The sequence below is a fragment of the Sediminimonas qiaohouensis DSM 21189 genome (genome assembly GCF_000423645.1).
Taxonomy (GTDB): Bacteria; Pseudomonadota; Alphaproteobacteria; order Rhodobacterales; family Rhodobacteraceae; genus Sediminimonas; species Sediminimonas qiaohouensis.
The window spans coordinates 24,721-45,975 of the sequence record NZ_AUIJ01000017.1 but is presented as its reverse complement, the minus strand read 5'-3'; the positions used below and the strand labels follow the sequence as shown (position 1 = coordinate 45,975).

At 64.2% G+C, this 21,255-nt stretch carries 21 protein-coding genes and 1 riboswitch; of the genes, 10 read left to right on the top strand and 11 right to left on the bottom strand.

Features of this window, described 5'->3' with window-relative positions:
- Positions 1–9: 9 nt before the first annotated feature.
- Both G568_RS0113395 and G568_RS0113390 read left to right on the top strand, forming a co-directional pair.
- Positions 10–633 (top strand): FMN-binding negative transcriptional regulator, encoded by a 624-nt coding sequence (locus G568_RS0113395; RefSeq protein WP_026758523.1) that lies wholly within the window; start codon positions 10–12, stop codon positions 631–633.
- A gap of 64 nt (positions 634–697) precedes the next feature.
- Positions 698–1,303, top strand: coding sequence for a glutathione S-transferase (locus G568_RS0113390; protein WP_026758522.1), 606 nt, complete (start codon positions 698–700; stop codon positions 1,301–1,303).
- Positions 1,304–1,495: 192 nt separating this feature from the next.
- Here the strand turns inward: G568_RS0113390 and G568_RS0113385 are convergent, their stop codons facing one another.
- Positions 1,496–2,155, bottom strand: coding sequence for an outer membrane protein (locus G568_RS0113385; RefSeq protein WP_026758521.1), 660 nt, complete (start codon positions 2,153–2,155; stop codon positions 1,496–1,498).
- Positions 2,156–2,377: 222 nt separating this feature from the next.
- On the opposite strand from G568_RS0113385, the gene petA reads away from it, so the two are divergent.
- From petA to G568_RS0113370, 3 genes are read left to right on the top strand one after another with little or no spacing between them, the layout of a single operon-like run.
- A complete protein-coding gene (gene petA, locus G568_RS0113380; protein WP_026758520.1) occupies positions 2,378–2,938 on the top strand; it encodes a ubiquinol-cytochrome c reductase iron-sulfur subunit in 561 nt (186 codons plus the stop codon).
- An 11-nt stretch (positions 2,939–2,949) separates the two neighbouring features.
- Entirely contained in the window at positions 2,950–4,275 is a 1,326-nt protein-coding gene (gene petB / locus G568_RS0113375; protein ID WP_026758519.1) for a cytochrome b, read from the top strand.
- Between the two features lie 16 nt (positions 4,276–4,291).
- The gene (locus tag G568_RS0113370) at positions 4,292–5,080 is read left to right on the top strand and encodes a cytochrome c1 (protein WP_026758518.1); all 789 of its coding nucleotides are present in this window, start codon (positions 4,292–4,294) and stop codon (positions 5,078–5,080) included.
- Between the two features lie 69 nt (positions 5,081–5,149).
- Here the strand turns inward: G568_RS0113370 and G568_RS0113365 are convergent, their stop codons facing one another.
- The 3 genes from G568_RS0113365 to thiB are packed head-to-tail and all read right to left on the bottom strand — an operon-like array spanning position 5,150 to position 8,347.
- Positions 5,150–5,845: a thiamine ABC transporter ATP-binding protein gene (locus G568_RS0113365; RefSeq protein ID WP_026758517.1), complete on the bottom strand. Its 696-nt coding sequence runs from the start codon at positions 5,843–5,845 to the stop codon at positions 5,150–5,152.
- Positions 5,832–7,394, bottom strand: coding sequence for an ABC transporter permease family protein (locus G568_RS0113360; RefSeq protein WP_026758516.1), 1,563 nt, complete (start codon positions 7,392–7,394; stop codon positions 5,832–5,834). Before G568_RS0113360 ends, G568_RS0113365 begins: the two co-directional genes overlap by 14 nt.
- Positions 7,370–8,347, bottom strand: coding sequence for a thiamine ABC transporter substrate binding subunit (thiB, locus tag G568_RS0113355; RefSeq protein WP_026758515.1), 978 nt, complete (start codon positions 8,345–8,347; stop codon positions 7,370–7,372). The genes G568_RS0113360 and thiB overlap by 25 nt, the downstream gene beginning before the upstream one ends.
- A gap of 36 nt (positions 8,348–8,383) precedes the next feature.
- A riboswitch (TPP riboswitch) is annotated at positions 8,384–8,492 on the bottom strand.
- Between the two features lie 91 nt (positions 8,493–8,583).
- On the opposite strand from thiB, the gene aroC reads away from it, so the two are divergent.
- On the top strand, positions 8,584–9,687 hold the full coding sequence (aroC, locus tag G568_RS0113350) for a chorismate synthase (protein WP_026758514.1): 1,104 nt from the start codon (positions 8,584–8,586) through the stop codon (positions 9,685–9,687).
- A gap of 154 nt (positions 9,688–9,841) precedes the next feature.
- Here aroC and G568_RS0113345 read toward each other — a convergent pair whose 3' ends face one another.
- From G568_RS0113345 to G568_RS20585, 5 genes are all read right to left on the bottom strand, one after another.
- Positions 9,842–10,696 carry an ABC transporter permease gene (locus G568_RS0113345; RefSeq protein WP_026758513.1) on the bottom strand — a complete coding sequence of 285 codons (855 nt, stop codon included), beginning with the start codon at positions 10,694–10,696 and terminating at the stop codon, positions 9,842–9,844.
- A gap of 14 nt (positions 10,697–10,710) precedes the next feature.
- Positions 10,711–11,568, bottom strand: coding sequence for an ABC transporter permease (locus G568_RS0113340; protein ID WP_026758512.1), 858 nt, complete (start codon positions 11,566–11,568; stop codon positions 10,711–10,713).
- 3 nt (positions 11,569–11,571) lie between these two features.
- Positions 11,572–12,684 carry an ABC transporter ATP-binding protein gene (locus G568_RS18835; protein ID WP_037374158.1) on the bottom strand — a complete coding sequence of 371 codons (1,113 nt, stop codon included), beginning with the start codon at positions 12,682–12,684 and terminating at the stop codon, positions 11,572–11,574.
- 91 nt (positions 12,685–12,775) lie between these two features.
- The gene (locus G568_RS0113330; protein WP_157084417.1) at positions 12,776–13,792 is read right to left on the bottom strand and encodes an extracellular solute-binding protein; all 1,017 of its coding nucleotides are present in this window, start codon (positions 13,790–13,792) and stop codon (positions 12,776–12,778) included.
- A 78-nt stretch (positions 13,793–13,870) separates the two neighbouring features.
- On the bottom strand, positions 13,871–14,137 hold the full coding sequence (locus G568_RS20585) for a hypothetical protein (RefSeq protein WP_211222257.1): 267 nt from the start codon (positions 14,135–14,137) through the stop codon (positions 13,871–13,873).
- Here G568_RS20585 and ade point away from each other — a divergent pair.
- The 4 genes from ade (at position 14,136) to G568_RS0113310 (ending at position 20,343) form a co-directional block, all read left to right on the top strand.
- Positions 14,136–15,830 (top strand): adenine deaminase, encoded by a 1,695-nt coding sequence (gene ade / locus G568_RS0113325; protein WP_026758510.1) that lies wholly within the window; start codon positions 14,136–14,138, stop codon positions 15,828–15,830. The genes G568_RS20585 and ade overlap by 2 nt on opposite strands.
- 144 nt (positions 15,831–15,974) lie before the next feature.
- Positions 15,975–18,077 (top strand): 3-hydroxyacyl-CoA dehydrogenase NAD-binding domain-containing protein, encoded by a 2,103-nt coding sequence (locus tag G568_RS0113320; protein ID WP_026758509.1) that lies wholly within the window; start codon positions 15,975–15,977, stop codon positions 18,075–18,077.
- Position 18,078: 1 nt separating this feature from the next.
- Positions 18,079–19,266, top strand: coding sequence for an acyl-CoA dehydrogenase family protein (locus G568_RS0113315; protein ID WP_026758508.1), 1,188 nt, complete (start codon positions 18,079–18,081; stop codon positions 19,264–19,266).
- A gap of 3 nt (positions 19,267–19,269) precedes the next feature.
- The gene (locus G568_RS0113310; RefSeq protein ID WP_026758507.1) at positions 19,270–20,343 is read left to right on the top strand and encodes an acyl-CoA dehydrogenase family protein; all 1,074 of its coding nucleotides are present in this window, start codon (positions 19,270–19,272) and stop codon (positions 20,341–20,343) included.
- A 98-nt stretch (positions 20,344–20,441) separates the two neighbouring features.
- Here G568_RS0113310 and bfr read toward each other — a convergent pair whose 3' ends face one another.
- Together bfr and G568_RS19985 are read right to left on the bottom strand one after the other, a co-directional pair.
- Positions 20,442–20,927 (bottom strand): bacterioferritin, encoded by a 486-nt coding sequence (gene bfr, locus G568_RS0113305; protein ID WP_026758506.1) that lies wholly within the window; start codon positions 20,925–20,927, stop codon positions 20,442–20,444.
- On the bottom strand, positions 20,875–21,174 hold the full coding sequence (locus G568_RS19985; protein ID WP_084627403.1) for a (2Fe-2S)-binding protein: 300 nt from the start codon (positions 21,172–21,174) through the stop codon (positions 20,875–20,877). Before G568_RS19985 ends, bfr begins: the two co-directional genes overlap by 53 nt.
- Positions 21,175–21,255: the final 81 nt, after the last annotated feature.

Genomic DNA, 21,255 nt, shown 5'->3' with positions numbered 1-21,255 from the left:
AGCGGATACATGCACCCGAACCCGAAATTTCGCAAAACATCGCGCGCGCAAAACATCGATTTCGTAGCGAGTATGGGCTTTGGAACCCTGGCCTTGGCCGATGGGCAGGGTGCCCCGCTACTGAGCCATATCCCCTTCGTACTGGATGGCGACGAGGTGCTTTTCCACTTGGTGCGTTCAAATCCGATGGTGCGGCTTCTGTCCGAGCCCCGCGTTGCGCGGCTGGCCGTCAATGGGCCACACGGGTACATTTCGCCCGATTGGTACGGCATTTCCGAACAGGTGCCGACGTGGAACTACATCGCCGTCCACCTGACCGGCGCCTGCGAATTGCTACCGCAAGAGCGGCTGCGCGAGATCCTCGAGGCCACCTCTGATCGGTTCGAAGCGCCGCTGGCGCCCAAGCCTGTCTGGAAGATGGACAAGATGCCCGATGATGTGGCGACGCGAATGATGCGGCAGATCGTTCCGTGCCAACTGAGGATCGAGGCGGTCGATGGCACTTGGAAGCTGAGCCAGAACAAGCCAAACGAGGTGCGGCTGGCCGCCGCCGGAGGGGTGGCGGGGTCCGCTGATGGCTCTGAGCTGACCGCGCTGGCGCGTTGGATGCGGTCGCCGCCGGAAGAGACCTGACAAAGCCCACTTGCACGCGGCGATCTGGGCAGTAGTCTGGCGGCGACTGCAGAAAGGACCGCGCATGAAACTCGTATACTCTCCCGCCTCGCCTTATGTCCGCAAGGTACTGGTCTGCCTGCATGAGACGGGGCAGATCGACGATATCGAGATGGCGCAGGTCAAGACCTCGCCGGTGGCGACGGCAGACGATGTGGCTGCGGCCAACCCGCTGGGAAAGATCCCCGCGCTGGTCCGGCCAAACGGGCCCGCGATCTATGACAGCCGGGTCATTACCCGGTTTCTGGATGCCCGCGCCGAGGCGGGCCTGTACCCCGAGGCGCACATCTGGGAGACGCTGACGCTGGAGGCGACGGCGGATGGCATCATGGATGCGGCCGTGGGCATGATCTACGAGGTGCGCCTGCGCCCCGAGGACAAGGTTTTCGATGGCTGGCTGGATGCGCAGTGGGCGAAGGTGAGCCGTGCGCTGGATGCGCTGGAAGGCCGCTGGATGAGTCACCTGTCGGGGCGGCTTGATATGGGGCAGATCGCGGTCGCCTGTGCCCTGGGGTACCTGGATTTCCGGCACGGTGCCCGAGATTGGCGGAAGGGGCGCGATGCGCTGGCTGATTGGTATGACGAATTTTCTGAACGCCCGGCGATGGTGGCGACGCAGCCGCGGGATTGATGGGGCCACCTGATGCGAGGGCCGCGCGGAGAGGTAACGAGGAGCCGCGCAGCACCCGCCGGTCACGCCGGAGGCGTGCCGAGGATAAGCGGCGCACCTCTGGTGCGACGGGGGCGGTCTGACGCTGCGCGGCGGGCTTCGCCCTTGATGCCGCGCATTGGAGCCAAGTCTTAACGGCGGAAACAGGCGCGTTCAGAACTTGTAGGACAGGCCGAAGTTCAGCGCGTTGGTGATCAGCGTGGTCTTCATCGAGCCGCCACCGTTCAGATCGACATCGTTGTCGGAATAGGTGAACTGGTACTCGCCGAACACCGCCCATTTGTCGTTCAGGTCGTACTTCGCCCCCGCCGTCAGCCGCGCGGCCGGGCCGGTCAGTTGATAGCCATAGGTGCGCGATCCGCCGGTTGTCGTGGCATCCACATGGGGTACGGCAACCCCGAGGCCCGCGCCGGCATAGGGGGTGAAGCCGCCCCACCGATCGGGCCAGCGTTTCATGACGTTGACCGTGATCAGGTTGTGACCGTCGGTAAATTCCAGGCTGGAGAACCCAAGCGCATTCATGTCCGCGTCCGAGGCATAGGCCTTGGCGTGGGTGAACTCGACCCCCCAGCCGATGTTGCTGGGCCGCCACCACATCGCGCGCGCGCCGTAATAGGGCGGCGCGGCAAAAGATTTGCCGTTCCATTTGACGTGGCGGGAAAACGAGCCGCCAGCGGGATAGGTGCCGGACAAGTTGCTGTGCGGCAATGTCTGCACGCCTGAATAGAGGCTGAGCTCCATCTCGGCGGCGGCTGGTCCGGCGAGCGCGGCGGTCAGGGTGGCCGCGGCGATCCGGAACTTGAACGATTTCATGGCATATTCCCGACATGTCCCAAGGTTTCGCCGTCACCTTAGCCGTGCTGATATCGCGACTCAAGCGCGACAGATGGGCATCTTCGGCGGATGATACCCGTCTGCGTGGCATTGACCGCTGGACCTGAGCGGAATCCCCCGCTAAATAGCAGCCAGATAGGTCGTGTTCGCACGGACATCAAATGCACGGGCCATCACCGGCCGAAGAATGGAGAAACCCTCGTGTCCCACGCAGAAGATCACGAAGGCACCCGCAGAGATTTCCTCTACTACGCCACGGCTGGCGCAGGTGCCGTAACCGCAGGTGCCGCTGTCTGGCCACTTGTGAATCAGATGAACCCATCCGCAGACGTTCAGGCGCTGTCGTCCATCCGTGTCGATGTGGGCGGCGTTGAGCCCGGCACGCAATTGACCGTGAAATGGCTGGGCAAGCCTGTGTTCATTCGGCGCCGTACCGATGCCGAGATCGAAGCGGCGCGCGAGGTCGAGATGTCGGAACTGGTCGACACGAACGCGCAGAACCGTAACGACATGTCGCTGAAGGCCACCGATCAGAACCGTACGCTTGACGAGGCGGGCGAATGGTTGGTGATGATCGGGGTGTGCACGCATCTGGGCTGCGTTCCGATCGGGAACGGCTCGGGCGATTTCGGCGGCTGGTTCTGCCCCTGCCACGGCTCGCACTACGACACTGCTGGGCGTATCCGCAAAGGCCCCGCGCCAGAGAACCTCTGGATTCCCGTGGCTGAATTCGTCGACGAGTCGACGATCAAACTGGGCTGAGGAGACGCATCATGGCTGGAATTCCACACGATCACTATGAGCCGAAGACCCGGGGCGAGAAATGGCTGCATAGCCGTCTGCCCATTGTCGGACTTCTTTACGACACGATCATGATCCCCACGCCCAAGAACCTGAACTGGATGTGGATCTGGGGTATTGTCCTGACGTTCTGTCTTGTGCTGCAGATCGTGACCGGCATCGTTTTGGCGATGCATTACACGCCGCATGTCGACATGGCCTTCGCCAGCATCGAGCATATCATGCGCAACGTGAATGGCGGGCACATGCTGCGGTATTTGCACATGAATGGCGCGTCGCTGTTCTTCCTTGCGGTGTATCTGCATATTTTCCGCGGTCTTTACTACGGGTCGTACAAGGCCCCGCGTGAGATCACGTGGATCATCGGCATGCTGATTTACCTGCTGATGATGGGCACGGCCTTCATGGGGTACGTGCTGCCTTGGGGGCAGATGTCGTTCTGGGGCGCCACGGTGATTACGGGGCTGTTCGGCGCGATCCCGTTCATCGGCGAGCCGATCCAGACGTGGCTTTTGGGCGGGCCGGCGGTTGGCAATGCCACGCTGAACCGCTTCTTCAGCCTGCACTACCTGCTGCCCTTCGTAATCGCGGCGCTGGTGGCGATCCACATCTGGGCCTTCCACACCACGGGCAACAACAACCCCACGGGCGTTGATGTGCGTCGCGGCTCCAAGGCGGAGGCGGAAAAGGACACGGTTCCGTTCTGGCCCTACTTCGTCATCAAGGACCTGTTCGCGCTGGCCGTGATCCTTGTGGTATTCTTTGCGATCGTCGGGTTCATGCCGAACTACCTGGGCCACCCCGACAATTACATCGAGGCGAACCCGCTGGTCACGCCGTCGCACATCGTGCCCGAATGGTATTTCCTGCCCTTCTACGCGATCCTGCGGGCGTTCACCTCGGACGTGTGGGTGGTGATGTTCGCAAGCTGGATCACCGGCGGCATCGTTGACGCCAAGTTCTTTGGCGTGCTGGCCATGTTCGGTGCGATCGCGGTTATGTTCGTGGCGCCGTGGCTGGATACTTCCAGCGTTCGTTCGGGGCGTTACCGGCCGATGTTCAAGTGGTGGTTCGCGCTTCTGTGCCTCGATTTCGTGGTGCTGATGTGGGCCGGGGCGATGCCGGCCGAGCCGCCCTACTCGACGATCTCGCTGATTGGGTCGGCGTATTGGTTCGCCTACTTCCTTGTCATTCTGCCGCTTCTGGGTGTCATCGAGAAGCCAAGCGCAGAGCCGGCGACGATCGAGGAAGATTTCGACTCCCATTACGGCAAAGCTTCTGGCACGCCTGCCGAATAAGAAAGGAAACGGGACAATGCTCAAGAAACTAAGCCTTGCCGCAGTTGCCGCCCTGACCCTTTCGGGTGGGGCAGCCGTGGCCGCAGGGGGCGAGGGCCATATCGAGGATGTGGCGTTTTCCTTCGAAGGGCCGTTCGGCACGTTCGATCAGAACCAGCTTCAGCGCGGCCTGAAGGTCTATACCCAGGTCTGCGCTTCGTGCCACGGCATGAAATACGTGCCCATTCGCACTATTGGCGACGAGGGCGGGCCGCACCTGCCGGAAGATCAGGTGCGCGCCTATGCCGAGAACTTCGAGGTGTTCGATCCGGAGCTGGACGATTACCGCGCGGCCAAGCCGACGGATCACTTCCCCGAAGTGACCGCTGCCGGGGCGCCGGACCTGTCGTTGATGGCGAAGAAGCGGGCCGGGTTCCACGGGCCGTACGGCACCGGGCTGAGCCAGCTATTCAACGGTATGGGCGGGCCGGAATACATCACCGCGATCCTGACCAGCTATACCGGCGAGGACAAGATGGAGGCGGGCACGATGTTCTATGAGAACACAGCCTTCCCCGGTGGTTGGATTTCCATGGCGCCGCCGCTCTATGGCGAGGATGTGGAGTTTGATGACGGGGCGCCCAACGACATCCACAGCGAAGCCGAGGATGTCGCCGCGTTCCTGATGTGGGCGGCCGAGCCCAAGATGATGGCGCGCCAGCATGCCGGGTTCGTCGGGGTGCTGTTCCTAACGGTTCTTTCGGTGCTACTGTACCTGACGAACAAACGGTTGTGGGCGCCGATCAAGGGCAAGAAAACGGCCTGATCGGGCGCGCACCGCGCCGCAATTGTAGCCCCGTCCGTTCATTCGGGCGGGGTTTCTCATGGTCGGCGATCAGGTGCCCAGGTAGCGGCGCAAGGCCTCGGGAGGGGTGGCGAGCAGGGTTTTGGTGTCGCACGGGGCGCTGGCGCGGCCATCCGCGACAAGGATCGTCTCAGGGGCGATCCGCTGCGCGTCCAGGGGATCGTGGCTGACCATCAGCAGGGTTGCGCCGGTCTCGGTCATGAGGGCCTGAACCAGATCCAGCATCTCGGCCTTGAGGGCGGGGCCGAGGGCGGCGAAAGGCTCGTCCAGAAGGACCAGCGGCTTGCGCTGCACGAGGACACGGGCCAGGGCGACGCGGACCTGTTGGCCGCCCGAAAGCTGCGCCGGCTTGCGGCCCCCAAGGCCGGTGAGGCCGACGCGATCAAGGGCGCGGGCGACCTCTTGATGATCCTCGGCCGAGAGGCGCAGATCGGGGCGAATGCCCAGTCCGACGTTGCGCTTCGCTGTGAAATGCGGGAACAAGTTGTTGTCTTGGAACAATATTCCGCACTTGCGCTGCGCAGGCGGCAGGTTCGTGATGTCCTGCCCATCCCATAGAACGCGGCCCGAAACCGGCGGGAAAAATCCCGCGATGACATTCAACAGCGTGGACTTGCCCGCGCCGCTGGGCCCGATCAGGGCCACGCGTGCGCCGTCCGCGACCGACAAATCGGCGCTAAGGTGAAAATCGCCTTGCCGGATCTCGATGGCTTCAAGCGTCAGAATCGGCGCGCCCCCCTTGATCGAGCAGCCAGAATACAGACAGCGACAGCACCAGCAAGAGCAGCCCCGCGCCGGCGGCGTCGGCCATCCGGTAGGCGCCCATCAGGCGCAGGATCTGAAGGGGGAGCGTCGCGATTTCGGGGTCGGCGAATAGGGCGATCACCCCCAGGTCGCCTATCGACAGGGCGGCGGCCAGACCGGCGGCAAAGCCAAGCTGCCGGCGCAGGCGCGGCAGGACGACAAGGCGCAGCCGGTCGCGCGGCGACATCCCGAGGCTATCGCAGAGGTTCCCGAACTCGGAATTAATATCAATAAGTTGCGGCGTCATTACTCGCAGGGCAAAGGGCAGGGCCATGACCGCGTTGACCAGCGCCGTGACCGGCAGGGCAAGCAGCATCGGGTTGGTCCACGGGTTGATCAGCACGAATAGCCCGACGCCGATAACCAGCGGAGAGGCGGCGATGCCAAGAAGGCCGACCGCCTCGATCATGGGGCGCTTCAGGGCGGCCAGCGCCATCGGCAGTGCGAGCGCCAGCGTCAGCGCCATGGACGCGCCCGCCACAGCCAGCGATATGCCCGCCGCGCGCCAGACGGCGCCGGGCAAATCCAGCAGCGCAGCGCCGCCGCGCATCACGATGGCGGCCATCGGCGTCAGCAGGAACAGCGCCACCAGTAGTAGCACGCCCGCATCCAAAAGGCGCAGCGCGGGGGTTTCGGCATCGAACCGGCGCAAGCTACGGTCCAGCCCGGCGCCAAAGCCGCCGGATTGCGCCACCCGCAGCGCGAGGATCGCCGCGACGGTGACGATTGAGAGCTGTATGCAGGCCAGCACGGCGGCGCGGCCCAGGTCAAAGTCAAAGCGGAACGCCTGGTAAATGGCCAGCTCGACCGTGGTAGCACTTGGCCCGCCACCTAGCGTCAGCGCCACGGCAAAGCTGCTGAGGCAAATGGCGAAGATCACCATCAGCGCGCCGGGGATCACCGCGCGCAGCATCGGCCATTCAAGGTGGCGCATGACCTGGCCCGCGTTCATGCCAAGGCTGGCGGTCAGGCGGAACCGCTCGGCCGGGATGGATTGCCAGCCTTGCAAGATGATGCGCGTGGCCAGAGGCAGGTTGAAGAACACATGCGCCAGCACGACGCCGTGCAACCCGTAGATCTGCATGGTTGGTAGGCCGGCGGCGTACAGCACGGTATTGAGCGCACCAGAGCGCCCGAACACCGCCAGCAGGCCCAGCACCGCAACGATCACCGGCAGGATAAAGGGCGCGCCAAGCGCCGTGATCAGAATGCGCCGCCCAGCAAAGCGCCGCCGCGCCAGCGCGCGGGCGGCGGGGATCGCCAGTGCGACGCTGATCAGGGCCGAAAGGGTGGCCTGCGTCAGGGTAAAGCGCAGCGCTGCCCAATCGGCGGGGCCGGGCCAACCGCCCCCGCCCGCGCGCCACAGCACGGCGGCGACCGGACCAAGGATCACCGCGGCGACGAACGCCGCCGCGATCAGGCCAGGGCCGCCGCCGCCCGCGCGGTTTATCGCGACAGCGCGCGCAGCCACTCTTCAAGCGCGCGGTCGCGCACCTCATCGGCCTCGTCCGCAGGGACTAGCAGGGATTTCTCGGGCTTGATCAGGGTGCCAAACGCATCGGGCAAGCCGCCCTGCGGCATCACGGCGGGATACATCCAGTTGGTCGTGGGCACGATCGACTGGAACTCCTCGCCGGTTACGAACGAGAGGAACTTGTCCGCCAATTCGGGCTGATCCGTACCGGCGAGTTTGCCGGCAACCTCGATCTGCATGTAGTGGCCTTCGTCGAAGGGCACGGCGGCCTTGCTGTCGTCGTCTTCGGCGATGATGTGATAGGCGGGCGAGGTGGTGTAGGACAGGGCCATGTCGGCCTCGCCCTCAAGGAACAGGCCATACGCCTCGGACCAGCCCTTGGTGACGGTTACGATGTTGTCCGAGAGGCCAGCCCAGATGTCTTTGGCCTCGTCGCCATAGGCGGTTTTCACCCACATCAGCAGGCCAAGCCCCGGCGTGGACGAGCGGGGATCCTGGATCACGATGGTGGTGTCGCTGGCGGCCAGATCGCGAAAGTTGGTGGGCGCATCAAAGCCGGCCTCCGCGACAAAAGCGAAATAGCCCCAGTCGAACGGTACGAAAAGCGGATCATCCCATGCAATCGGCAGGTCATACTCGGCGCTGACGGAATGGGGCGCGAACAGCCCGGTCTCAGAGGCGGCCGCCGTCAGCCCGGTATCGAGGCCCAGCACGATATCGGCGTCGGTGTTCGCTCCTTCGAGGCGCAGCCGCGCCAGAAGCGACGCGCCATCGCCGGTGCCGACGAATTTCAGATCGCATTCGCAGGTTTTCTCGAATGCCTCTTCGACGGCGGGGCCTGGGCCCCAATCGCTTACGAAGCTGTCATAGGTGTAGATGGTCAGCGTGGGTGTTTCGGCCACCGCGGTGGTGGCGGCAAACAATCCCGTGGCAAGTGCAAGATACTTCATGGCATCCTCCTGTCTGCGACGGGCGGAGCAAGTCAGGAGGCGTATCCAAACCTTCCCTCCGCCGGTCTTAACCGGTTCAGGTTCAACGGGTTCGCAGCGGTCGCATCTCAGCCCTGCGCATGGCGGGGCACCCCGAGGTGACCCAGAACCTAAGCCGCCCAAGGGGGCGCATCAAGGCAAAACCGCTTGAGCGGGCCCCGCGCGGCGGCTAATGGGGTGGGCAAAGGAGAGCGCCCATGAGCATCAACACGTTCGGCCATCTTTTCCGCGTGACCACCTGGGGCGAAAGCCACGGGCCGGCCCTGGGGGCGACGGTGGATGGCTGCCCGCCCGGTGTGCCGATCACCGAGGACGCGATACAGCACTGGCTGGACCGGCGCAAACCGGGGCAAAGCAAATACACCACGCAGCGGCGCGAGGCGGACGCGGTGCGCATTCTGTCGGGGGTGTTCGAGGGGCAGACAACCGGCACGCCGGTTCAATTGATGATCGAGAACACCGATCAGCGATCCAAGGATTACGGCGACATCGCCGAGAAATTCCGCCCCGGCCACGCCGATATCACCTATTGGCAGAAATACGGCATCCGCGACTATCGCGGCGGCGGCCGGTCCAGCGCGCGAGAGACCGCCGCGCGGGTGGCGGCCGGTGGCCTGGCGCGGGCGGCGGTTGCGGCGCTGGCGCCCGATGTCGAGATCAAGGGCTACATGACGCGCATAGGCGCGCACGAGATCGACCGCGAGCGGTTCGATTGGGCCCAGATCGACGAGAACCCGTTCTGGACCCCGGATGCGCACGCCGCGCAAACATGGGCGGGGTACCTCGACGGGCTGCGCAAATCCGGCAACTCGGTGGGCGCGGTCGTCGAAGTGGTGGCGCGGGGCCTGCCTGCGGGGCTGGGCGCGCCTGTCTACGGCAAGCTGGACACAGACCTGGCCGCCGCGATGATGAGCATAAACGCGGTTAAGGGCGTGGAGATCGGCGAAGGCATGGCGGCGGCCACCCTTACGGGCGAGGACAACGCCGACGAGATTTTCATGGGCAATGACGGGCAGCCGGTCTATTCCAGCAACCACTCGGGCGGCATCCTCGGCGGGATCTCGACCGGGCAGGACGTGGTGGTGCGCTTTGCCGTGAAGCCGACCAGCTCGATCCTGAAGACGCGGCAGACGATCACCAAGGCGGGCAAGGCGACCGACATCGTCACCAAGGGCCGCCACGACCCCTGTGTCGGTATCCGCGCGGTGCCGGTGGGCGAGGCGATGATGGCCTGCGTGATCCTGGACCACCTGCTACTGCATCGCGGGCAGGTGGGCGAAAACCGCGGCGCCATCGGCTGAGCGTGCGCGGGGATCTGGGGGCGCTGCCCCCGTCGCCGCACGCGGCGACTCCCCCGGAGTACTTTGGGCAAGATGAAGAGCCCGGCGTTTGGGATGGGGGCGTGTGGGGTTTTCTTCTGGCCCTAAAATATCCCAGCCGGAGGCTCCTGCCCTATCAGGCTGCGCGGCGTTGGAAGGTTATCATCACGAGGGCCAGCAGGCTGGAGCCCAGCATCAGCAAGAGCGACACGGCGTTGAGCAGGGGGGTGGAGCCCTCTTTCAGCCTGTCGAACATGGCAATGGTCAGCGGCGCGTCGGAGCCGACCAGCATCAGCGTGGTGTTGAAGTTCTCGAAGCTCATCAAAAAAGCCACGACGAAGGCCCCCACCAGCGCGGGGGCGAGGAACGGGATGGTGATGGTGCGCACAGCCGTGAGGCGGCCGGCGCCGAGGTTCATGGCGGCTTCTTCGAGGGTGCGGTCGAACTTCTGGAGCCGGGCGGAGATGACCAGCGTGGCAATCGTGGCGATGAACGAGAATTGGCCGAGCACCACCAGCGTCAGGCCGGGCCGCAGCGCCGTGATATCCCATTTCATGCCGTCCCACGCCGCGTTGGCCAGGGTCGAGGAGAACACCAGGATCGAGATGCCCAGCACGATGCCGGGGATCACCAGCGGCATCAGCATCAGCACGTAGAGAAGGCCGCGGCCGCGGAACTGGTACCGGTTGAACAGGAACGCGTTGGAGGTGCCCACGGCCACCGACAGGGCCGAAACGCAGATGCCGACGAAGGCCGATGTGCCGATCGCGCGCAGAATGGCGCGGTCGTGAAAGACGCCGATCATGGGGTCCTTGTCGCCGAAGAACCAGTTCCATGTGAAGCCCTCCCACGGGAGGGAGGGGAACTGGCTATCGTTGAAGGCGAACACGGCAACCACGGTGAGCGGCAGCGCGAGGTAGATGAAGAACAGCACGATATAGGCGGTATAAGCGGCCCGGATCGCGCGGGGCTGTGGAATGGTGGGGATCATCGCGCGGTCCTTTCCTAGCCCATTGTCTTTTCAAGGGTTTGACCCGTCAGGCGCAGCATGGCCCAGACGATCACCGACGACAGGATCAGCAGCATGAACCCAAACGCGGCGCCCAGTTCCCAGTTGAAGCGCACGATGAACTGCGAGTAGATCAGCTCGGTGAACCAGAGGCTATCCTTGCCGCCCAGCATGGTCGGAGTCAGGTAGTTGCCCAGCGATAGCATGAACACGACGATGCTGCCCGACACGATGCCGGGGGTGGCGTGGGGGATGATGATCTCGCGCAGGATTGAGGGGCCGGAGCCGCCGAGGTCGTAGCCTGCCTCGATCACGGAATCATCGAGGCTTTCGAGGGTGGTGACCAGGGGCACCACCATGAACAGCATCGAGGTGTAGACGAGCCCGACCATGATCGCGGCGTCGTTATAGAGCATCTCTACCGGGCCGGAGGCAAGGCCGGACCATTGCAGCAGGTTGGAAAACAGGCCCGTCTCGCGCAGCAGGATCATCCAGCCGAAGGTGCGCACCAGTTCGGACACCCAAAACGGCACAAGGCACATCAGGAACAGCGCCGATTGCAGGCGGCCCTTGATCATCTTGGCGATGTAGTAGCTGACCGGGAAGGCGATCAGCAGGGTGATGAAGGTGGCCGTGACGGCCATGATCGCGGTGCGTGCGAAGGTGACCAGGTAGAGCGGCTCTCCCAGGAACGTGCGGTAGTTGGCGGTGCTGGTAGCATATTCGCCGACGCCGACGCGTTCGCGCAGGGAGATCAGGAACATGTCGATATGCGGGATCACGATCAGCGCCGTTAGCCACAGAAGGATCGGCATCAGCAGCAGGATGAAGCCCAATCTCGCCTGTGCGCGCATCGCTCAGGCCCCCGCCGCCGCGGTGGTCGCGGCAAAGCAGTTGCCATGTGCGCCCGACCAGCCGATATGCACGCGGGCGCCCTTTTCCAGCATGGCAAACTCGCCCGATTGCGGCAGGGTTACCTCGATCTCCTCATGCCCGGCGTCGTCGCGGAACAGGATACGACTGGCAGCGCCGTTGAACAGGATCGAGGTGACCTGCCCCGAGAGTCGGTTGTCGAACTGGGACAGCTCATCGGCGGTGTGGGCGACGCGGATCGCCTCGGGGCGGACATAGACATCGGCGCGGTCGCCGCGCGACAGGGCCCGCCCGTGCGAGGCGCCGTGCAGGGTCAGGCCGCTATCGGTACGCAGCTGCAGCGCGCCACCCTCGACCCGGTCCACTTTGGCGGGCCAGCGGTTGGTATCGCCGACGAACCCCGCCACGAAGGCGGTTTCGGGCCGGTAATAGAGATCACGCGCTGCGCCAAGCTGTTCAAACCGGCCGTTGTTCATGACGGCGATCTGGTCGGACATGACCAGCGCCTCGGATTGGTCGTGGGTGATGTAGACGAAGGTGGTGTCGAACGCGGCCTGAAGCGCCTTCAGTTCGATCTTCATATGCTCGCGCAGCTTCAGGTCGAGCGCGCCGAGCGGCTCGTCCAGCAGCAGCACGTCAGGCTCAAGCACCATGCAGCGGGCGATGGCGATGCGCTGTTTCTGGCCGCCCGACAGCTCGGACACCTTGCGTTTGCCCACGCCGGGCAGGCCGATACGTTCGAGTACCTCGCCGACCTTGCGGGTGATCTCGGGTTTTGGCAGGCCGGCGCGGCGCAGGCCGTAGCCGATGTTGTCCTCGATGTTCATCATGGGAAACAGCGCGAGGTGCTGGAACACCATGTTCACCGGGCGCTTGTTGGGCGGCACGTTCAGCATCGAACGGCCCTTGATACAGATGTCGCCGCTGGTGGGGGGCAGGAAGCCCGCGATCATGCGCATGATCGTGGTCTTGCCGCAGCCCGATGGGCCGAGGATGGAAAAGAAAGACCCCTGGGGGACGGCAAAGCTCACATTGTCCACTGCGGCCTCGTCGTTGAACCGCTTGGTCAGGGCGGTGCATTCCAGATCGGGGGTCATCGGGTATCCTGCGTCAGGTGAAACGGAATGCGGCACCCACGCGCGAGGGCGGGTGCCGCGTATGGTCATGTGCGCGCGTGCGCGCCGCGGATCAGTTGGCCGCTTTGACCCGGTCCAGGACGCCGCCTTCGATCGCTTCGAGGCCGGCGGGGACGGGCGGATACCACTTGATGTTATCCACGTCCTCGGGCGGGAAGCTGTTTTGGTACTTGGCCTTAAGTTCGTCCGAGGCGTAGGCATCGGCGCCCTTTGAGGCAGTGAAGTTCCCGGCCGAGGCGGTGATCATGGCCGATACCTCGGGCTGCATCACGAAGTTGATCCAGTCATAGGCGGCCTGATCGGCGCGGCCCTTGGCAGGCAGAACAAAGGTGTCGATCCAGCCAAGCGCGCCAGAATCGGGCGCGACGAAGGTGATGTCGGCGTTGTCATCGTTCAGCTTCCAGCCGCCGGTATCCCATGCCATGGCCGCGATCACCTCGCCCGAGCGGACAAGGTTCATCAGTTCATCGCCGCCGCCCCAGTAGGTTTTGACGTTGGGCTTGCAGTCTTTCAGCTTGGCCTCGACCTTTTGCATGATCTCGGTATAGGCGTCCTCGTCGCCATAGGCGGCGAAGGGATCAAGCCCCATGGAGAACGCGAACCCGATCAGCGTCGGGCGCTTGAGCCGGTAGGATACCTGCCCGGCGACATCGTCGTTGCACAGGTCGGTGTAGTCGGTGACGGTGGATGCCTTGGATGTGTCCAGAACCAGGCCACTGGTGCCCCAGACATGCGGCACGCCGTACACGTCGCCGCCGACGGTGGTGTTTTTCTTGGTCGCTTCCAGCATCGAAGGGATGAACAGGCTGCTGTCGATCTGGGACAGGTCGATGGGCTTGTAAATGCCGAACTCGGCCTGCGGACCGGCGATGCGGTCCTGGCTGGGCTGGGCAAGGTCGAAGCCGCCGCCGCCGGTGGCGCGCAGCTTGGCGATCATTTCCTCGTTGTTGGACTTGGTCACCTCGACGGTGTGGCCGGTTTCGGCCTCGAATTTCTCGATGACGTCCTGGGGTGCGTAGCCGCCCCACGTCAGCAGGCGCAGCGTTTCGGCGCTGGTGCCCTGGGCCATGGCGATCAGGCCGATCACCCCGGCCGAGCGGGCGAGGTTGATCGTGAAGGAATTACGTTTCATTTCAGTCCCCTGTTTTCAGGTATGGTAAGCACTCGCTGACCTGCCAGTTTTATGAAACAGATTTGCGACATTGTCGGTCATTCCGTTTTCGTTTTTTATCGGATAGTAAAATAAAGACAGGCAGATTTCGTGAAAGTCAACATCGACGATCATAATTCGCGCGTGATCGCGCCGCGCCACGCAAATGTTGGCTCTGACGATGCGCGGGCAAAAGGGGCGCAACTGGCAATATGCCACCCGGCTGCTGCGCGCCCGGACCGGGAATGCAAGGAGCAATGACATGAGAGACCTCAGCGACCTGATAGACCAGGGGCGCGGCATCGCGCCCGCCGATACGGTGCTGCGCGGTGGGCGGGTGTTTGACCTGACCACCGGCGAGATGATCGCGGGCGACGTGGCGATTTGCGGCGAGACCATCGTCGGCGTCGGCGAGGCCTACGAGGGGCACAAGGTGATCGACGTGAGCGGCCAGATCCTTGTGCCGGGGTTCATCGACACGCATCTGCATATTGAAAGCTCGCTGGTGACGCCGTTCGAGTTTGACCGCTGCGTCGGGCCGCGCGGGGTGACGACGGCGATCTGCGATCCGCACGAGATAGCCAATGTGATCGGGGTCGATGGCATCCGCTATTTCCAGCGCGCGTCGGAACATACCCTGATGGATATCCGGGTGCAGCTAAGCTCTTGCGTGCCATCCACCGAGATGGAGACATCGGGCGCGCGGATCGAGGCGGACGCGCTGGCAGAATTACGCGGGCATGCGTCGGGGATCGGGCTGGCGGAGTTCATGAACTACCCCGGCGTTCTGGCCAAGGACGCGGGCGCGCTGGCCAAGCTGGAGCTGTTTCGCGGCGGGCATATCGACGGGCACGCGCCGATGCTGTCGGGGCGGGACCTGTGTGCCTATGTCGCCGCCGGTATCCGCACCGAGCACGAGGCGACCACAGCCGATGAGGCGCGCGAGAAGCTGCGCAAGGGGATGCGGGTGCTTATCCGCGAGGGATCGGTTTCCAAGGACATGCACGCGCTGGCGCCGGTTCTGAGCGATGTGACCGCGCCCTACATGGCACTATGCACCGATGACCGCAATCCGCTGGACATCGCCGAGCATGGGCACCTGGATTACATGATCCGTAGCCTGATCGCGCTAGGCTGTTCGCCGCTGGCGGTGTACCGCGCCGCCAGCCTGTCGGCGGCCGAGGCGTTCGGCCTGCGCGACCGGGGCCTGATCGCGCCGGGGCGGCGGGCCGATATCGTGGTGCTGGACAGCCTGGAAGAGTGCCGCGCGGCGCGGGTGCTGTGCGCCGGGCAGGAGATGACCGAGGCGGCATTCGCCGCGCGCGGGGACGTGGCGCCGGTGGGGCGCGGATCGGTCGATGCGCCGGTTGTCACGGCGACCAGCTTTCGCACTGGGGGCAACCGCGAAGAAACGGATGTGATCGGGATACTGGACGGCAAGATCATCACCGAGCACCTGCACGAGGTGATCACGATCGAGGAGGGCGACAAGCGCCCCGATGTTGCGCGCGATCTGGTCAAGATCGCGGTGGTGGAACGGCACGGGCGCAACGGCAACATCGCCACCGGGTTCGTGCGTGGCTTTGGCCTCAAGGCGGGGGCGATCGCATCGACGGTGTGCCACGACCATCACAACATCGTGGTGGTCGGCGCGGATTACGACGACATGGCCCGCGCCGTGACCCGCCTTGGCGAGACCGAGGGCGGGTTCGTCGTGGTGCGCGGCGGCGAGGTTCTGGCCGAGCTGGCATTGCCGGTGGCCGGACTGATGAGTCTTGAGCCGTTCGAGAAGGTGCGCGACCGGCTGTCGGATCTGCGCGCGGCGGCGACATCGCTGGGTGTCACGTTGGAGGAGCCGTTTCTGCAGCTGGCGTTCCTGGCGCTGCCGGTGATTCCGGCGCTCAAGATCACCGATCGGGGGCTGGTCGATGTGACCCGGTTCGAGATCATCGGCTAGCATGCATTCTGCACTGCGAAACGAATTTCCATTTATTGACGAGGTTCCCCGAAGGCTCTACCGTGCGGCGTCGAACGGGTGAGGGAACGGGCGCGTGCGCCGTGCCCGATAGGTGCCCGACGATCTAATATAGAAAGGCCGCACATGTCCGATATCCATCAGGTGAATGATCTGATCTCGATCGAAGTGGATGGCGATATCGCCCTGATCTGCATTGATAATCCGCCGGTGAACGCCACCGGGCAGGCGGTTCGGCAGGGTCTGAATGATGCCGTTGCCCGGCTGGCCTCCGAGGGCGGCGTCAAGGCGATTGCCATCTACGGCGCCGGGCGCACATTTGTGGCGGGGGCGGACATCAAGGAGTTTGGCAAACCGCCGCAGCCGCCGGCCCTGCCCGACGTGTATAACCGGATCGAGGCGAGCGAGATCCCGGTCGTGGCCATCATGCACGGCACCGCCCTGGGCGGTGGGTTCGAGCTGGGCCTGGCGGCGCATGCGCGTGTCGGGATCGAGGGGCTGCGCGTGGGCCTGCCCGAGGTGGCACTTGGCCTGTTGCCCGGCGCGGGCGGCACGCAGCGCCTACCGCGTCTGAGCGGTATCCCCTTTGCGCTGGATATGTGCCTGTCGGGGCGGCATGTGCCCGCGCAGGAGGCGCTTGAGGCAGGGGCGATTGACCGGCTGGAGGCTGGCGAGCCGCGCGACGTGGCGATCCGGGCGGCGCAGGACGCGGCTGCCGGCACGTTGAAGACGCGGCGCACCTGCGATCTGCAGGTCGCGCCGGATGACGACGCGCTTGAGCGAACGGCCGAGAAGCTGCGCAAGACCCAGGCGCTGCTATTCGCGCCGCACAAGATCGTGGAGTGTATCCATACCGCGACCAAAACCCCGCTGAGCGAGGGCCTGCAGTTTGAGCGCGAGGCGTTCATGGAGTGCATGGACACGCCGCAGCGGGCCGGGCTGATCCACGCCTTTTTCGGCGAACGCGCGGTCAGCAACATCCCCGAGGCCAAGGGCGAGGCGCGCCCCATCGGCAAGGTCGGCATCATCGGTGGCGGCACGATGGGATCGGGTATCGCCACGTCCTGCCTGCTGGCCGGGTTGCCGGTGCGCCTGATCGAGGTGGCGCAGGAAGGGCTGGATCGCGGGGTGGCGACGATCACCGGCAATATCGACGGCGCCGTCAAGCGTGGCAAACTTCCCGCAGACAAGCGCGACGCGACGCTGGCGATGCTTGAGCCGTCGCTGGCGATGGAGGATTTGGCCGATGTCGACCTGGTGGTCGAGGCGGTGTTCGAGGACATGGGCGTAAAGACCGAAATCTTCGGCAAGCTCGACACCATTTGCAAGCCGGGGGCGATCATGGCGTCGAACACCTCGTACCTGGATGTGAACGAGATCGCCGCCGCCACCAGCCGCCCCGCCGATGTTCTGGGGCTGCATTTCTTTAGCCCCGCGCACGTGATGCGCTTGCTGGAAATCGTGGTGGCGGACAAGACCGCGCCGGACGTGGTGGCGACCGGCTTTGCGCTGGCCAAGCGGCTGAAGAAGGTGGGCGTGCGCGCTGGGGTGTGCGACGGGTTCATCGGCAATCGTATCCTGTCGCATTACGGCAAGGAGGCGGCGTATCTGGTGCTGGACGGCGCCACGCCGCAACAGGTGGATGCGGCGCTTGAAGGGTTCGGATTTGCCATGGGCCCGCACAAGGTGGGCGATCTGGCGGGTCTGGATATCGGCTGGGCCACGCGCAAGCGCAAGGCAGGCACGCGCGATCCGAATGAGCGGTACTCCGGCGCGGTGGCCGACCGCATCTGCGAAGAGGGCTGGTTCGGGCGCAAGACCGGCAAGGGGTATTACATCTACGAGGGCAAGGACATCCGCCCCAACCCCGATGTCGCCCGCATCATCGAAGAGGAACGCGAAAAGGCCGGGATCACGCCGCGCGAGTTCACCGATCAGGATATCGTGGATCGCTACATGACGGCGATGATTTCCGAGGCCGCCCGCGTTGTCGAGGATGGCATCGCCAAGCGGCCGCTGGACGTGGATATGGTGCTGTTGTTCGGCTACGGGTTTCCGCGGTTCCGGGGTGGGCCGCTGCATTATGCCGACACGATTGGCGCCGCGGAACTGGTGCGCCGGATCGAGACCTACGCAAAAGAGGATGCGCATTACTGGCAGGTGCCCGATATCCTGCGGCGCATGGCCGAGGACGGCACGACATTTGCCGACATGAACAAGGGGACTTGATATGGACCTAAGTTATTCACCCGAGGAACGCGCGTTCCAGGAAGAGGTGCGCGGCTGGCTGGCCGATAACCTGCCCGCCCATATCGCCGACGCAGTGCGTGCGGGCGGGGAACTGAGCAAGGAGATGATGGAGGAGTGGCACGCGCTGCTCAATTCCAAGGGATGGCTGGCGACGACATGGCCGGTCGAGTTCGGCGGGCCCGGCTGGACCCCGGTGCAAAAGCACATCTTCGAGGAGGAATGCTGCCGCGCATACGCGCCGCGGATCGTGCCGTTCGGGTTGAATATGCTGGGTCCGGTCCTGATCAAGTTCGGGACCGAGGCGCAGCAGCAAGAGGTCCTGCCGCGTATCCTTGATGGGTCCGACTGGTGGTGCCAGGGCTATTCCGAGCCGGGGGCGGGCAGCGACCTTGCCAGCCTGAAAACCCACGCAGTTCGCGACGGCGACGAGTATGTCATCAACGGGCAAAAGACGTGGACGACCCTAGGCCAGCACGCCAACAAGATCTTCTGCCTGGTGCGCACGGACCCGGATGCCAAGCCGCAAGAGGGCATTTCCTTTGTGCTGGTCGATCTGGATACGCCGGGAATCGAGATGCGCCCGATCCGCCTGATCGAGGGGGGGCACGAGGTGAACGAGGTATTTTTCACCGACGTGCGCGTGCCGGTTGCCAACCTCGTGGGAGAGGAAAACAAGGGCTGGACCATCGCGAAATACCTGCTGAGCCATGAGCGCACCGGCATTGCCGGCGTGGGCTTTTCGATGCAGGCGCTGGAAGAGGTCAAGGCGCTGGCGCGCAAGGTGCGGCGCGGTGCGGCGCGGTTGATCGATGATCCGCTGTTCGCGGCGCGCATCGCGCAGGCCGAGATCGACCTGGAGGCGATGAAGATCACCAACCTGCGGATGCTGTTCAAGGCGCAGGAACAGGGGGCGCCCGGGCCCGAGACATCTATCCTCAAGATCAAGGGAACGGTCATCCACCAAGAGTTGAAAGACCTGGCGCGCCGGGCGCTTGGCCCGGCGGCGGCACCGTTTCCCGGCCATGTCAGCGATGGCAACATCCTGTTTGGTCCCGAGGACGCGGCAAACAACGCGGCGCGCTATTTCAACAACCGCAAGACATCGATCTTCGGTGGGTCGAACGAGATCCAGCGCAACATCCTGACCAAGACAATGCTGGAGCTGTAAGCGATGGATTTCAACCTGACTGATGATCGGCGCATGCTGGCTGATACACTGGCGCGCTACCTGGGTGACAAGTACACGATCGAGCATCGCAATGCGGTGGCGTATGAGCTGCCGTGCCATGACCCGGCGAAATGGGACGAGATGGCCGAGCTAGGTGCGCTCTATGCGCTGGCGTCCGAGGACGCAGGCGGGTTTGGCGGCACTGGCTTCGACATCTCGGTGGTGTTCGAGGCTTTAGGCCGGGCGCTGTGCCCCGAGCCGGTATTGGCGGCGCTGCTGTCGTCGCGCCTGCTGACGGCGGCGGGGGCGGACCAGGAGGGGCTGCTGACGGGCGCGATGAGATATGCCGCCGCGCTGTCGGAGTTGGATGCGCCCTATGACATCGCCGATGTGGCCTGCGCCGCCGAAGTGCGCGGGGATGGGCACGTGCTGTCGGGGCGCAAAAGCGCCGTTTATGGCGGGCAGGTGGCCGATGTGCTGCTGGTTGCGGCGCGGCTGGAGGGCAAAGTCGCGCTGTTCGAGGTGCAGGCGCGCGACGCACAGGTGATCGGCTATGCCATGATCGACGGTGGCGGCGCGGCCGAGGTGTTGTTGGACGACACGGCGGCGCGTCTGTTGATCGCAGATGCCAGCGACGCCATTGAGGCGGCGCAGAACGCCGGGATCGTGGCCCTGTGCGCCGAGGCCGTGGGCGCGATGCAGCTAGCCCATGACACGACCGTGGACTACATGCGCCAGCGCAAGCAATTCGGCGTGCCGATCGGCAAGTTCCAGGTGCTACAGCACCGCGCGGTGGACATGCTGACCGAGATAGAGCAGGCGCGATCGATCACCATCAAGGCGGCGGCGGAGCTGGATGGGGATCAGGCCAGCCGCTATGCGTCGATGGCCAAGAACATGATCGGACGCGCGGCGCGGCTTGTGGCCGAGGAGGCGATCCAGATGCATGGCGGTATCGCGATGACGTGGGAATACCCGGTGTCGCATTACGCCAAGCGGCTGGTGATGCTGGATCATCAGCTTGGCGATACCGACTACCATCTGTCGCGGGTCATGTCCGGCAACATGAGCGCATGATCCGGGCGGGGGTGGGGGCGCTGCCCCCGTCGCCTTTGGCGACTCCCCCCGGAGTATTGTTGGCAAGATGAAGCTCGGAGAGGCGCAAGGCGCCTGGTTTATTCGGCGTCGTTGGCGGCGCTGGCGTTGAGAAGGCCGTAGCGTTCGGCGCCGAGGGTGTCATAGAGATCGAGCTGCGTTTCGAGGAAGTCGATATGCCCTTCCTCGTCGGCGATCAGTTCCTCGAACAGGTTCTTGGAGACGTAATCGCCCACGGATTCGCAGTGGTCGCGCGCCTTGATATAGAGCGTGCGCGCGTCCTGTTCGGCGGCGAGATCCGCCTCTAGAGTTTCCTTGAGGTTCTCTCCGATCCTGAGGCTGTCGAGCTTTTGCAGGTTGGGGTGCCCTTCGAGGAAAATGATCCGCTCGATCAGTTTGTCGGCGTGGTGCATCTCTTCGATGCTTTCCTCGCGCGATTTGGCGGCGTTCTTGCCGTATCCCCAATCTTCTTGCAGACGGTAATGCAGCCAATACTGGCTGACGGCGGTCAGTTCACTGCGCAGCGCCTGATTCAGGTAGTCGATGACTGTCTTGTCGCCTTTCATGTGCGTCTCCTGTGTTTGCGGCGCGGCGCGCACGGGCGCCGCGCGATAGGATGGGCACCTCAAGACTATCGCATGATTGCATCGTGTCGAGGAAAAGTGGCAGGCAGCCGCCGCAATCGGCCTTTTTCCCCAGGGCGTGATAGATTTTGCCGGGGGTGATCAGGGCATGCGAATCAGATTTGCGCATCCAGTCCACCGCGGCGCGGATGTCGTGATCGGTGATCGACATGCAATGACAGACTATCATTGACGAACTCCTGCAAGGGTTGGCCGTAGGGGCGGCTGATGCGTCTCATATAATTGACAAAAAACATCAGATAAAGGGGAA